Here is a 14,073-nt window from a genome sequence, read left to right as displayed (position 1 = left end):
CTCCGTTCCCGTTAGGCTGCCCCACCGACAAGCCACCGTATCCACCAAAGCTAGCCTATTCCACAAATTTCTGCCGGCTGTTTTCGATCAGCGCCCGTTTTTTCTGATAATCCGCTAGAAACGCCTGATAGTCGGCGGGCGAACTGGCCGACTGTAAGTTGGCCAGCGCGTCGTCGGCATAATCGGGCAAGCCAATAGCCAGACACAAATTGGCGTATTTACGCAGCAGAACAGGCTGATCCTCGTTGTAGGGCAGCGCCGACAAAACCAGATCGTAAGCGGCCTGTGTCTGTTTTCGCGCCTGCAACTGATCGGCGACGGCGGTTACGATACGGGCATTAAGCGGAGCACGGTACAACGCCCGCTTAAACCACGTCATCGCTTTGGCGGGCTGTCGGGTTCGTTCATAGGTCTGCCCAAGCCAATAGTCAGCCTCGGCCCGCTGCTGCGGAAGGATCGAGTCGGTCATCGTTTCCGCCGACCCCACGCTGCGCCGGAATGCCGACAGCCGAATCGCGGCAACGTTACGCAGCGAAATAGCCAGTGGGTCGACTCCTTTGGTGGGCATGCCCGACAGCATGAGCTGGGCGTTACGCCATTGCAGTTGCTGCAAATACTCGTTCGTCAGATAGACGCCCGCAACGGTTTTCAAACTAGGATTGACGATGGTTTCCCAATACGCCCCCCGTCCGGCGTTATCGGGTCGATACGCCACGTAGATTGCCTTCTCGATGTCTGTCGTGGGTTTTCGTTCATCGTACAATACCTGCTTCAGCGAGGCCACCACCGGATCGGTTTTAGCCGCCGTTTCCCAGTACGACTGGGCGACGGGCAGGTCGCCCTTTTTCGTCAACGCAACCGCCCGGTAATAGATCGACGTTGTATCGTTGTTGGCACCAAACTGATCGGCTGCCGCCTGAAAGAGCCCTTGTTCCAGCATCCAGATACCGGCTGTCTGTCGATACGCTGGGCCGTCGAGCTTATTGTCTTGGGCCAACTGAGCCAGGATGTTAAAGGCTTCTGCCGGGCGAAACGCCTTGTATTCCGCCATCGCCTGGGCCAGCAGCAGTTCATCCGTAAAATCCTGATTCAGCGGATTCGCCAGCAGCGGCCGTAATCGGCTAGCCAGCACCGTATCGGGTTGCTGGTTGACGATCGCGTAGTTATACAGGTTGGCAAATCGCCCGATGCTCAGCCCCTGACCGGTCGGTGCAGCAGCCAGCCAGGCAGGTCGGGTCGGTCGGGTCGTGTCGTTCTGCGCGACCAGCCGCAGGGCCAGCGCATTCGCCTGATAGGATTCGTACTCGGACGGCTTGATGGAAGTAGCCAGGGTTGAGTCGGCTGACAACACCAGCGGATGACGTGCGTAGAAACCCAGCAGGTTGGCTTCCGGCACGTCGCCGTTACCGGCCTGTGTACTCGCGGCTTTCAGGTAATAGTAAGCTGAGTCGGCCACGCTCGTGCGGGCGTAGAGGAAGCCCAGGTTGTTTTTCAATTCCCCATTATCCGGGAAGGCGTGTATCCCCTGCTGCAACGCTTTGACAGCCTCGAAGAACAGACTCGTTTGCAAATAAGCCTGACTCAGCCCGGCATAATCCTGCGGGTGTGGTTGCTTGAGCGTAGCCCGTTGGTAATAAAACGACGCGGTTGCCTGATCGTCCTGCCGCATCGCCAGCGACGCCAGCGAATAGTTGGACTTATGATTCTGAAACTCCTGCTCCAACGCCAGCCGGTAGAACGCTTCGGCAGACGGCTGCTGATTGACGGCTACGTAATAGTCACCCAGTGCATTGTAATAGCCGGCTATAGCCTGCCGCAGCGAGATGAGCCCCCCCGTCGACAGCAGCACGATGGTAACGATGAAACCGACGATACGGAACAAACTCAATTCCAGTCGTTTGGGTTTGTACAGGATACGGTGAACGGCCCGGTGCTGTTTGAAGATTGGCCAGAAGTTTATGTACACATACACCACAAACACCAACCCCATACCCAAGTGTGTGTAGACGATCACGTCCTCAAACATCTCGGTAATCGGGTCGTTGGCCGTGGCAAATGCGTAGCCAATGGTTAGCGTGGTCAGCAGCGCCAGTCCTATGTACAGGAAGGCCCCGCCATCCCGAAACGACACGACATCCTGTTGTGCGATAAGCCGCCGAAAACCCCAGATGCCAATCGTCGCCGAAACCAAATAGAGCAGAAACGGGCTTATGGCCAGGACGTCCCACTCGACCATCTTGGTATTTTTCAGCCAGATCATCACCAGATTGACCAGGTACAGGCCCGTGATGACCAGAAAGTTGCGGGTCCCAAGTGTAGTTCCCGGCGCAGTGGTCGGTTCGGCAACCAACCCGGCGATTTCTGCCACCGGGCGATTCTGCTCGCGGCTCGTTGAGGTTAGCCAGACCAGCCCGGCAATAATCTCCGCGCTGATGAAAAAGATAAAGCCAACGCTAAATACCAGCAACACGGGTAGGCCGTAACTCAGCAGCGTCATGGCAGGAAACGCCACCGGCGTCACCGAGCGCAGCGCCAGTGCGGTTGCGCCCGTCAGGAGCGAGAACGCTAGCAGTCGGCTATAAATCGGCAGGTCAGGGCGGAAGGCGTGGAAGTAGTAGCTCAAGCCGCCGAACAGCACAGTCAGCATCAGAAACAGCGTATTACCGGTCAGTTCCGGTATGTCGAGCATTTCCCAGCGAAAGAACGCCATACCCAAAATCAGCATGCCCATGCCGATCAGGTAACGTAGCCGGTCGAAACGAGAAATAGCGCTGAAGATCAGGACAAACGCAATGGCTACACCCGTCAGGCAAGCCGTCGCCAGGGCGGGATGAATGGCCATGGCCGAGGCCAGGAACTGTTCTGATACGGTGTACGCTTTCCCGCCTGCGGTGTAGCTGAGCAGACCATCGGTAAATGTGTGAACGGCAACGGGAACCTCGGCTAGTTCACTGAGCACATCCCAATGAATGGCGGTATTGATGCCGTTGAGCCAGGCAAACGTCATCAGTCCCAGGCTGATAACCACTAAACATAAACCGACCAGATAACCCAGCCGGTGCGAACGATTCCACGTTTTCCAGAAAAACAGCGACGACATACTGCCCTAACGCACGCTCGCGCGGCTTAGTGCCTTGATAACATCGGGTATGAATCGTGTAGCCTGGACCTCCAGGTCCGGGTGGCCGTCAGGCCAATTGATTCAGGCGACAGCTGATGGGTCGCTATCGCGCCCACCCGGACCTGGAGGTCCAGGCTACACAATCTACATCCTACCCCCGACCGGTCATTTTCGTCAGCTTCAGTAGCCATTCGGCGGCTTCCGGCGTCAGTTGATCGGGTTGCAGCCGCCATTGCCAGCTACGGCCACCCAGACCCGGCGTATTCATCCGGTTCGTTTCGTCGAGCTTCAGCAAGTCCTGCACCGGAATGATCGCCAACCGCGCCACCGACTGCATCGTCAGCCGGCAGACTTGGTCGACGACGTTCTCCGTCGTTACCGGGAAGCCCATGTAGTCATTGAGCCGCTCGCAGACAGCTTCACTGCTTTCCCGGAACCAGCCCAGCGTCGTGTTATTATCGTGCGTACCGGAATAAACCACGAAGTTCTCAGCGTGATTATGTACGATGTGCGACGACGTAGGCAGATCTTCGCCAAAGCCGAACTGTATAACCCGCATGCCCGGAATACCGTAGTGGCGCAGGTGAGGCTGCACGTCGGCTGTGCGGGCACCCAAATCTTCAGCGATGATCGGCAGCGTGACGAATTGCCGATACATGGCGTGCATAAACGCTTCGATCGGTGCTTTCACCCATTCACCCACCTTGGCCGTCGGTTCACTCGCCGGAATTTCCCAGTAAACGGCGAAACCCAGAAAGTGGTCGAGCCGGGTAAGGCTGTAGAGCGACATCTGATGCCGCATTCGACGCATCCACCAAGCAAAGCCCGTCCGTTCGTGCTCTTCCCAGTCGTAAATCGGGTTACCCCACCGCTGTCCGTATTCGCTGAAATAATCGGGGGGCGCACCAGCTACGTATAAGGGTTGCAGGTTTTCGTCCAGCTTGAACATGGTCGGATTGGCCCACACATCGGCGCTGTTGAACTGTACGTAAATTGGAATGTCCCCGATCAGGTGAATTTTACGCGCATAGCAGTAATAAATCAGCTCATTCCATTGCCCGAAGAAGAAGAACTGCTGAATCTTGATGAGTTCGATTTTGTCGCGCAGCCGTTCTGTGTGCTGACTGATGGCGTCGGGGTCACGTCGTACCAGTTCTTCGGGCCAGCGTAGCCAGAACGGCTCACCAGTGTCTTCTTGTAACGCCGAGAACAGGGCATAGTCATCGAGCCAATGCGCCTGCCGTTCGATGAACTGTACGTAATCGGCCTGCCGAGCAATGGATGCGTCGCGCCGGAACGTTTCAGCTGCCTGCTCAAGCAACGGACGTTTCTTCAGCCAAGCCGCGTGCAGTGTCGACGGAGCCAGTACGAGCGGACCAGCCAGAACCGCCGGGTCGCCCGCCGACGGTTCACTCAGCGTTACGTCTTCGAGCGGCTTTTCGTGCAGGGTAGTCAGATCTTCTTCACGAAGCAGGCCTTCTTCAGCCAGCTTCTCCAGACTGATCATAAGCACATTACCGGCAAAGGCCGACGGGCTGCTGTATGGCGAAAAACCGGCTCCGGGGTCGACAGGTGTCAGCGGCAAAATCTGCCAGTATGTCTGACCAGCGGATTCCAGAAAATCAGCAAAGCGATAGGCCTCAGGACCCAGGTCACCGACGCCATGTGCTGATGGCAGTGACGTAATGTGGAGTAGTAATCCGCTTGAGCGTTGTTGTAGCATGAATAAGCAGTAACGTTGATACCAATTGGTGCGCCCGATACGGTCAGGTGACGTAACCCGTCGACCTGTCAGGCGTTTAATCGGTCAATCCGGCTCGGTTGACCAACTGACTTTTGTACAAATACGCGCCAGTCGCTTTTTGTTCTGTAAGATTGGTAAAAACCTTACTGCCAATCGAATCGTCTGAGCGGATACGGGTAAAATGCAAAAATGCCCGCTTTACTTTCCGCCGTTTATATCCTACTTTTGCAGTCCCAAACAATGGGCAACTTTTCAATCAGCAATACCACATACAGATGATTACGGAAACGGCAGTCAATACAGGTAAGATTACGCAGATAATCGGGCCGGTTGTAGACGTGAGTTTCGAAGGCGAAGGCACGCGGATTCCCGCGATCCTTGACGCCCTCAAAGTGACGAGAGCCAATGGTCAGCAGGTTATTCTGGAGTGTCAGCAGCACCTGGGTGAAGACCGCGTTCGGACCATCGCCATGGATTCGACCGAAGGCCTTTATCGCGGCATGGACGTAACGGCGCTGGGCACGCAGATCACCATGCCTACGGGCGACGGTATCCGCGGTCGGCTGTTCAACGTCGTTGGTGAAGCCATCGACGGTATCCCCCAGCCTAAAAGCGCAGGTGGCCTACCCATCCACCGGGAAGCCCCCAAGTTCGAAGACCTGGCTACGTCGACGGAAGTTCTGTTTACCGGTATCAAAGTAATCGACCTGCTGGAGCCCTACGCGAAAGGCGGTAAGATCGGTCTGTTCGGTGGAGCCGGTGTCGGCAAGACCGTACTGATCCAGGAATTGATCAACAACATTGCGAAAGCATACGCTGGTCTGTCGGTATTTGCCGGCGTGGGTGAGCGTACCCGCGAAGGAAATGACCTGCTTCGCGAAATGATCGAAGCCGGTATCATCAAATACGGCGACAACTTCAAACATTCGATGGAAGAAGGTGGCTGGGATCTGAGCCAGGTCGACCTCGAAGAAATGACTAAGAGCCAGGCTACGTTCGTGTTCGGTCAGATGAACGAGCCGCCGGGAGCCCGTGCACGGGTAGCCCTGTCGGGTCTGACGATCGCTGAACACTTCCGGGATGGTGATGGTGAAGGTGCCGGTCGCGACATTCTGTTCTTCGTCGACAACATCTTCCGCTTCACGCAGGCAGGTTCAGAGGTATCGGCTCTGCTGGGGCGGATGCCGTCGGCCGTAGGATATCAGCCTACGCTGGCTACTGAAATGGGTGTCATGCAGGAGCGCATTACCTCGACCAAGCGTGGTTCGATCACATCGGTACAGGCCGTTTACGTACCTGCCGATGACTTGACTGACCCTGCGCCGGCTACGACCTTCGCTCACCTTGATGCAACGACTGTATTGAGCCGAAAAATCGCCGAGCTGGGTATCTACCCTGCCGTTGACCCCCTCGACTCGACCTCGCGGATTCTGAGTGCCGAAGTACTGGGCGACGCGCACTACAACACGGCACAGCGGGTAAAAGAGATTCTGCAACGCTACAAAGAATTGCAGGACATCATCGCCATTCTGGGTCTGGAAGAACTGTCGGAAGAAGACAAACTGGTTGTAAGCCGTGCCCGTCGGGTGCAGCGCTTCCTGTCGCAGCCCTTCTTCGTAGCTGAGCAGTTCACCGGTCTGAAAGGCGTTCTGGTTCCCATCGAAGACACCATCAAAGGCTTCAACGAAATCATCGACGGCAAGTACGATCACCTGCCGGAAGCAGCCTTCAACCTTGTCGGTACGATCGAAGATGCCATCGCCAAAGGTGAGCGCATCATGAAAGAAGCCGGGCAGTAATACTTAGTTAGGGTTTTCAGTATTCGGTTTTCGGTTGGTCTCACGCGGCAATTGTCCTGCGCTAGTTTCCCGCAAACCGAATATTGAAAACCGCTTACCAAGTCTGATACTTCTGTCCAGGTAGCCCGTCTAACCGATTAACTAATCACCACAAGAAATATGAAACGTATCGTATTGTCTGGATTGTTAATCGGATCACTCGGCAACCTGGCGCAGGCGCAGACCATACCGGGAGCAACGACCAATGTGTCGAAACCCACGATACTGGGCGCAGTTCGGGACTCAGCAACGCTTTCCGGTCCGCAAACTACGGCAGGGCTGGCTACCGACGACACAGACGCGCAACTGGATAAAGCCGTGACTGCACTGAACAACGGTGACAAGGCGGGCTCGACACAGGCGCTACAGGCAGGTATTACCGGGATGGAAGCCACGGCCCAAAAAAGCTCCAGTTCGTTCAAAGACAAGGTACTCGCTCAGGTTAGCAAGCTGAAAGCGTTGTTACCCCTTATCGCTGGCGGTAGTCTTACTGGTAATGGGTTGCAGAAAGCGATCGGCCTGGCTAAGCTGGCATCGAATGCCGGTAAGCTGGATGGCCTATTGTCAGCAGGTTCGCTGCTTGGTAAAGCCAGTTCACTGACTAGCGGTCTTTCCGGCATCAGCAGTGGTCTTTCAGCGCTGGGTGGCAGTACACAATCTACAGGTCAGTCGCTGATTACGGCCGCCCTGGGTAGTGTTAGCAAACTCGATCAGGGTGGTTTTGCTGCCAAAGCCGCCGAACCGGTTGTCAAAAATCAGATCGGCAGCGTTCTTAATTTTGTAAAAGGGGCTTTATAGCCACATAGCCATGACGCTAGATATTATTACCCCCGACCGTAAGGTCTTTTCCGGTGAAGCAACGTCGATCACGTTTCCGGGTAGCGAAGGTCAGTTTCAGGTGCTGAACGACCACGCGCCCCTGGTCAGCACATTGGATCGCGGTCCGATCGTCGTTCAGTCGGCGTCAGGTCAGCAAGTATTCACTGTTGACGGTGGTGTCGTCGAAGTACTGCAAAACAACGTGCTGGTACTGGCCGAAGCCATCGTTGCTTAAGGACAAACTAGTTTGAACAGAACGGGGTAGCCTAGGCAGGCTACCCCGTTCTGTTCAAACATTCGGTATAATAGGGTCTGTTTCAATTCATAACGATATAATAAGGGGGCAACTGTGTAGTTGCCCCCTTATTATATCGTTACAAAACTATCCGGTAGATGAGACGCAACGGGTCGCCGGTATTGTCTCTACATGGCTGCTTCTTCGGCGTAGGCTTCGGTAGGGACGCAGGCGCAGACGAGGTTCCGGTCGCCGAAAGCCGAATCGATCCGGCTTACGCTTGGCCAGAACTTACGAGCCCGAACGTACGGCAACGGATAAACCGCTTTCTCACGACTATATGACCGATTCCAATTGTCCGACAACACGACAGTAGCCGTGTGGGGCGCATGTTTCAGTACGTTATCTGCCTTGTCAGCCGTACCGGCCTCGATTTCACGAATCTCTTCGCGGATGGCGATCATCGCGTCGCAGAACCGGTCGAGTTCAGCTTTTGATTCGGATTCGGTCGGCTCGATCATCAGCGTACCCGCAACCGGGAACGAAACGGTCGGCGCGTGGAAACCGTAGTCCATCAACCGCTTGGCAATGTCTTCTACTTCCACACCAGCCGCCGATTTGAACGGACGGCACTCGATGATCATTTCGTGTGCAGCGCGGCCGTTGGCACCGCTGTACAGCGTTTCGTAATGACCTTCAAGCCGCGCTTTGATATAGTTTGCATTCAGAATAGCCTGCTTGGTCGCACGGGTCAGTCCTTCGCCCCCCATCATCGCGATGTAGGCGTATGAAATGGTCAGAATACTGGCCGATCCATACGGGGCAGCCGATACCGCTGGGATAGCTTCATTACCACCCGTTTTTACCACCGCGTGACCCGGCAGGAACGGAACGAGTTGCTCGGCAACGCCAATCGGCCCCATGCCCGGTCCACCACCACCGTGGGGAATGCAGAAGGTTTTGTGCAGGTTCAGGTGACAAACGTCCGCACCGATCGTAGCGGGCGACGTCAGACCAACCTGCGCATTCATATTCGCGCCGTCCATGTACACCTGCCCACCATGCTGATGGATGACGTCACAGATCTCTTTGATACTTTCTTCAAACACACCGTGCGTCGATGGGTAGGTAACCATCAGGCAAGACAGGTCGTTGCTGTACTGTTCCGCTTTTGCTTTCAGATCAGCCACGTCGATATTACCCCGCTCATCGCATTTTACGATCACGACTTTCATACCGGCCATCACCGCACTGGCGGGATTGGTACCGTGTGCCGATTGCGGAATCAGCGACACCGTCCGGTGATTGTCGCCCCGGCTTTCGTGATACGCCCGAATAACCATCAGCCCCGCGTACTCACCCTGCGCGCCCGAGTTGGGTTGCAGCGACATAGCCGCAAAACCGGTGATGGTACAAAGCCACTTGTTCAGATCGGCAAACAGTTGCTGATAGCCCGTCGTCTGGTCTTTCGGCGCAAATGGGTGAAGCTTGCCGAACTCAGGCCACGTTACCGGAATCATTTCGGCGGTAGCGTTGAGTTTCATCGTACAGCTACCCAGCGAAATCATCGAGTGAACCAGCGAGAGGTCTTTTTCTTCGAGTGATTTCAGGTACCGAAGCATCTCGTGCTCGGTGTGGTGGGTGTTGAACACCGGGTGCGTCAGGTAGTCCGATGTACGGATCAGTCGCTCCGGCCAGCTAATTTCCAGGTTAGCCACCAGCGCATCGAGGTCTGCTTTTACGCCGAATACGTTGAGCAGTTCCGCTACATCGGCCAATGTCTTGGCTTCATCGAACGAAATGCTGACGTGCTCGTCGTCCGCGTGGTAGTGCAGGTTCAGCTGTGCCGCCCGCGCCGATTTGCGGAGCGACTCTACATCGTCGACCCGAACGGTGATGGTATCGAAATACGCTTCCGTTGTCAGACTCATACCGCTCTGCTGCAATGCCGTTGCGAACAGACTGGTCAGCCCATGCACGTGCTCGCCGATTGCGCGCAGGCGGGCCGGACCGTGGTATACGGCGTAGCTACCCGCCATCACCGCCAGCAGTACCTGCGCCGTACAGATGTTCGAGGTTGCTTTCTCGCGCCGGATATGCTGTTCGCGCGTCTGCAACGCCATCCGCAGGGCCGGCTTACCGGCCGCATCCTGCGATACCCCGATGATACGACCCGGAATCTGACGTTTGAAACTATCGCGGGTGGCGAAGAAAGCCGCGTGTGGCCCACCGAAGCCCATGGGAACGCCAAACCGCTGTGCCGAACCAACAACGACGTCGGCCCCCATTTCACCCGGCGGGGTGAGTAACGTCAGGGCCAGCAGGTCGGCGGCAACGGCCACCGTAATACCCAGTTCGTGCGCTGACGCAATCAGGTCGGTGTAATCGAATACTGAACCATCGGTAGCCGGGTATTGAAGGAGCATCCCAAAGATATCACCTTTCGTCAGATCGGCCCGCTGATGATCGCCAACCAGTACGCTGATACCGACGGGCGTTGCGCGGGTTTTGATGACGTCGATCGTCTGCGGGTGGCACCGTTCGGACACGAAGAAGGTCGTTGCATTTTTCCGGCTTGCCGGGCGCGTGGCAAACAGGAGGTTCATGGCTTCGGCAGCCGCCGTTGCTTCATCGAGCAGCGAGGCATTGGCCAGGTCCATCCCGGTCAGATCGGATACGACAGTCTGGAAATTCAGGAGTGCTTCCAGTCGTCCCTGCGCAATCTCCGCCTGGTAGGGCGTGTAGGCCGTGTACCAGGCCGGGTTTTCCAGAATATTGCGAAGAATCACGTTCGGCGTCAGGGTATCGTAATACCCCATACCGATGTATGACTTAAAAATCTTGTTTTGAGACGCTAGTTTGCGGAAATCAGCCAGAAATTGGGCTTCCGTTTTAGGAGCAGGCAGATCGAGTGGAGCCTGTAGCCGAATCGCTGCGGGTACAGTCTGATCGATCAGTTCATCGAGGGTGGCTACGCCAACGGTACGAAGCATATCGGCCTGAGCCGCGTCGGTTTGACCGTGATGACGGTCTTCAAATACGTCTGTTGGAAGAAGATTCAGTTTCATGCCGGGGTGGCCCTTGGTTGTCTGTCTGTCAAAACGCAAAGGTACGCAAAAGCTGCCACTACGGACTTGCCGCCCCCAAAAACAAGCAGTACTTTCGGCGGTAATCCGTTTACGGTATACGGTTTGCGGCTGATGGTTCATAATCCGCCCGCTACTGCGTCTGTAGACCGAAATCTGTAAACCGTGTTTCTAAAAAATGACCTGCCGAATCTGTGCCAGTCAAACTAATGTACTGTTTCGGGCGACGATCCTGAGCAAGTATGCTATCGCTTACTACGAATGCCCGACCTGCCGGTTCGTGCAGACCGAAACGCCTTATTGGCTCGATGAAGCCTACCAAAGCGCGTTCACGACGACCGATACGGGAACGCTTCGCCGTGGGCAGGTACTGGGCGACTCGGCCATTGCGCTCCTGTTTTTCCTCTTCAATCGGTCCGGGCGGTTCGTCGATTATGCTGGCGGGTACGGCGTCTTGACCCGCTACATGCGCGATGCCGGTTTTGATTTTTATACAACCGACCCGTACGCCCCGAACCTGCTGGCGAAAGGATTCGAGGCTCCCCTACCGGCCAACACCGCCGACCGGTATGAACTGGCGACAGCCTTTGAATGCTTTGAGCATTTCGTCCATCCCGCCGACGAGTTGCGCAAGATCCTGGCGTATACCGACAACGTATTTTTCACGACCCAGCCCTGCCCTACTCCGGCCCCGGCAGTAACCGACTGGTGGTATTACGCACCACACCACGGGCAGCATGTGGCCCTCTACCGCCCCGAAACGCTGGCTTACCTGGGTAAACAGGTGGGGTTGCATTATTACAACTTGCTCAACTACCATCTGTACACGCGTAAGCCGTTCCCCCCGCTGGTATTTCCTCTGTTAGTGGCCGCCGGCCGGTTTGGTCTGGCATCGGTACTTCGGCTATTTCTAAAGAGCAAGACCGTGTCCGACGCAGCGCTGCTCGAACAACGTACACAGGCAGGTCGACTGACGGTTTGAGCTTTTCGGTATACGGTCTTATAGTCTGTAACGAGCCCCGTATCGCAGGACAACCACCGTACGATAAACCACTGAACCCCGTAAGCCGTACATTGTAATTCCGTTCATATGCCCACCGCTCCTGTTCTGTTTCTGATCTTTAACCGACCCGATACCACGCAGCTTGTCTTCGAACAGATTCGGCAGGCCCGCCCCGCCCAACTCTTCATCGCTGCCGACGGCCCCCGGCCAACCAAATCGGGGGAGGCTATGCTGTGCGCGCAAACTCGTCAGGTTGTCCATCAGGTCGACTGGGATTGTGAGGTACGCACCCTGTTTCGGGAGCAGAACCTGGGTTGTAAGCGGGCGGTGTCGTCAGCGATCGACTGGTTCTTCGCGCAGGTCGACGCGGGCATCATTCTGGAAGATGACTGCCTGCCGGAGCAACCATTTTTTTCGTTCTGCACCGACCTGCTCGACCGGTACCGCGACGATGACCGGGTCATGCACATCAGCGGTATTACGTTTCAGGCACGGCGAGACGTAACAGCCGGCGCTTCGTACTACTTCTCGGGCTTTGCGTCTATCTGGGGCTGGGCCACCTGGCGTCGGGCGTGGCAGTACTACGCTGTCGACCCTACCGAGAACGCCAGCAACGTGTCGCTGGCAGCGCCGTACTTCAACCAACGGCAGCGGTGGCTGCTGGGTGAGGTAATCGCGGGTCGACTCGACACTTGGGATGTGCAATGGCTGGTCGCGATTCGCCGACACAACGGCCTGTCGATTGTGCCCCGCGTCAGTCAGGTTACCAATATCGGGTTCGGTCTGGGCGCGACCCATACCGTTCGAAAGCCGAACTGGCTGGCCGACCTGACTGCGGCTCCGCTCGAATTACCACTTGTTCACCCATCCACGGTCGCCATCAATACAGAAGCCGACTGGTACGACGCTACGCATATTCACCGGCAACCCTGGTATATGCGTATCCTGGAATGGGGATATTTTTCGCTGATGGGACTGGTAAAACGCTAGTCGATCTCCGCCAGCAACTGCCATAGTGCCTGCGTCACCCGGTCGGTAGTCAGGCTATCGACAGGTACCGGGGCTTCGGCAACGACGGTTGGGGCTATTGCTGGCAAACGGTGCATCCAGTCGTCGAAGAAAGCGGGATAAACATGCCGGATGTAGGGGGCGATAGCCGCTGGATACGGATGCCAGCGAACAATTGATTTCCCCGCCGACAGTGACAGGCAGGGCGTACCGACTGACGCGGCAATGTGAACGATACCCGAATCATTCGCCAGCACCAACCGGGCCTTTTGTACGACACCGATCAATTCTCCCTGCGACAGCTTCCCCATCAGCGATTGCACGGGCAGATTGGCTGGCAAGTGGGTTTTTAACTCGTCGTACAGGTAAGTCTCGGCCGCCGTTCCCGTTACCAGTACCGACCAGTCCGGCCGTAGTTGGTGCAATACGATCAGCACATCCGCAAATCGGCGCATCGGCCAGATTTTGTCGGGTGCCCCCGCCCCCGGCGATACAATGACGAACGTGCTGGGTAATGCTACGTGCGTCACCGAAACAGCTGGTAATTGCAAGGGTAGCAGGGGCACCGGCTGACCAAGCAGTTGGCTGAACACTTGCCGATTCCGCTCGGCTTCGAATACCACGGCGGCATCGGTAGGTAACAGGCTGGTATAGTAGCGATTACCCCAACTGGCCTCCAGCGCCGTTGTGTTCGCCAGATCGGTTACGCAGCCAATACGCGCTTCGGCATTGCAGACGCGCGTTATGAAGTCGTCCAGCACCAGTACCCGGCTGTACGTTGGCGTGAACGTTACAGCAAAACCTAACTGATGCAGCTTGCGACCTATTTGTAGTCGATACAGTGGTTGGGTAGACAGTTTGTAGATGTCGATCCAGTGAAAGCTGTCGAACAGGTCGGCGTCGGCAAACTCCGCCATTTGCCGAAAGGCCGCATTTCCAACCAGGCAAAACGCGTATGCCTCATAGTCGGGGTGGGCACGCAGCTGGCGTACGTAGGCCCGCAGCATCAGGTAGTCGCCCAGCGCGTCGAATTTGAGAATCGCCAACGTTGGTTTCTCCGGTGCCTGTCGACGCGTCGTCAGTATCGCCACGGTATCGACCAACCAGAGCACCAGGTCGATACCGAGCAATACGGGTCGCAGCCAGGGCGATGTTTTCAACAGGCGTATCGACTGCTTCAGGTTCATCAGGACTACCAGCTAATCAGGCGAGTGGGGTT

9 protein-coding genes are annotated in these 14,073 nt (G+C 56.2%); 5 read left to right on the top strand and 4 right to left on the bottom strand.

Annotated features, from left to right (window positions below; all coding sequences use genetic code 11):
* Positions 1–55: 55 nt before the first annotated feature.
* Both CLV58_RS09365 and malQ read right to left on the bottom strand, forming a co-directional pair.
* On the bottom strand, positions 56–3,100 hold the full coding sequence (locus CLV58_RS09365) for a tetratricopeptide repeat protein (RefSeq protein WP_106137522.1): 3,045 nt from the start codon (positions 3,098–3,100) through the stop codon (positions 56–58).
* 172 nt (positions 3,101–3,272) lie between these two features.
* Complete coding sequence (gene malQ, locus CLV58_RS09360; RefSeq protein WP_106137521.1) at positions 3,273–4,844, bottom strand: 4-alpha-glucanotransferase; 1,572 nt, start codon at positions 4,842–4,844, stop codon at positions 3,273–3,275.
* Between the two features lie 296 nt (positions 4,845–5,140).
* On the opposite strand from malQ, the gene atpD reads away from it, so the two are divergent.
* From atpD to atpC, 3 genes are all read left to right on the top strand, one after another.
* On the top strand, positions 5,141–6,664 hold the full coding sequence (gene atpD / locus CLV58_RS09355; RefSeq protein ID WP_106137520.1) for a F0F1 ATP synthase subunit beta: 1,524 nt from the start codon (positions 5,141–5,143) through the stop codon (positions 6,662–6,664).
* A gap of 159 nt (positions 6,665–6,823) precedes the next feature.
* Positions 6,824–7,501: a hypothetical protein gene (locus CLV58_RS09350; RefSeq protein WP_245882283.1), complete on the top strand. Its 678-nt coding sequence runs from the start codon at positions 6,824–6,826 to the stop codon at positions 7,499–7,501.
* Between the two features lie 10 nt (positions 7,502–7,511).
* Entirely contained in the window at positions 7,512–7,757 is a 246-nt protein-coding gene (atpC, locus tag CLV58_RS09345; RefSeq protein WP_106137519.1) for an ATP synthase F1 subunit epsilon, read from the top strand.
* A 188-nt stretch (positions 7,758–7,945) separates the two neighbouring features.
* Here atpC and gcvP read toward each other — a convergent pair whose 3' ends face one another.
* A complete protein-coding gene (gcvP, locus tag CLV58_RS09340; RefSeq protein WP_106137518.1) occupies positions 7,946–10,825 on the bottom strand; it encodes an aminomethyl-transferring glycine dehydrogenase in 2,880 nt (959 codons plus the stop codon).
* A 196-nt stretch (positions 10,826–11,021) separates the two neighbouring features.
* Between gcvP and CLV58_RS09335 the strand changes: the two genes are divergently transcribed.
* Positions 11,022–11,825: a class I SAM-dependent methyltransferase gene (locus CLV58_RS09335; protein ID WP_106137517.1), complete on the top strand. Its 804-nt coding sequence runs from the start codon at positions 11,022–11,024 to the stop codon at positions 11,823–11,825.
* Positions 11,826–11,933: 108 nt separating this feature from the next.
* Positions 11,934–12,836, top strand: coding sequence for a hypothetical protein (locus tag CLV58_RS09330; protein ID WP_106137516.1), 903 nt, complete (start codon positions 11,934–11,936; stop codon positions 12,834–12,836).
* On the opposite strand, the gene CLV58_RS09325 is transcribed toward CLV58_RS09330, so the two are convergent.
* Positions 12,833–14,041, bottom strand: a complete 1,209-nt coding sequence (locus tag CLV58_RS09325) for a glycosyltransferase family 9 protein (protein ID WP_106137515.1) — start codon at positions 14,039–14,041, stop codon at positions 12,833–12,835. The two genes, CLV58_RS09330 and CLV58_RS09325, sit on opposite strands and share 4 nt — an antisense overlap.
* Positions 14,042–14,073: the final 32 nt, after the last annotated feature.

Origin of the sequence: Spirosoma oryzae (assembly GCF_003002825.1) — a bacterium.
Taxonomy (GTDB): domain Bacteria; phylum Bacteroidota; class Bacteroidia; order Cytophagales; family Spirosomataceae; genus Spirosoma; species Spirosoma oryzae.
The sequence above is the reverse complement of the archived record's forward strand: the minus strand, read 5'-3'. Positions and strand labels throughout refer to the sequence as shown.

Bases quoted from the DNA above. Each gene is read 5' to 3' on its own strand.
- CLV58_RS09335 (WP_106137517.1), top strand. From the start codon at position 11,022: ATGACCTGCCGAATCTGTGCCAGTCAAACTAATGTACTGTTTCGGGCG.
- gcvP (WP_106137518.1), bottom strand. From the start codon at position 10,825: ATGAAACTGAATCTTCTTCCAACAGACGTATTTGAAGACCGTCATCAC.
- atpD (WP_106137520.1), top strand. From the start codon at position 5,141: ATGATTACGGAAACGGCAGTCAATACAGGTAAGATTACGCAGATAATC.
- malQ (WP_106137521.1), bottom strand. From the start codon at position 4,844: ATGCTACAACAACGCTCAAGCGGATTACTACTCCACATTACGTCACTG.
- CLV58_RS09325 (WP_106137515.1), bottom strand. From the start codon at position 14,041: ATGAACCTGAAGCAGTCGATACGCCTGTTGAAAACATCGCCCTGGCTG.
- CLV58_RS09365 (WP_106137522.1), bottom strand. From the start codon at position 3,100: ATGTCGTCGCTGTTTTTCTGGAAAACGTGGAATCGTTCGCACCGGCTG.
- atpC (WP_106137519.1), top strand. From the start codon at position 7,512: ATGACGCTAGATATTATTACCCCCGACCGTAAGGTCTTTTCCGGTGAA.
- CLV58_RS09330 (WP_106137516.1), top strand. From the start codon at position 11,934: ATGCCCACCGCTCCTGTTCTGTTTCTGATCTTTAACCGACCCGATACC.
- CLV58_RS09350 (WP_245882283.1), top strand. From the start codon at position 6,824: ATGAAACGTATCGTATTGTCTGGATTGTTAATCGGATCACTCGGCAAC.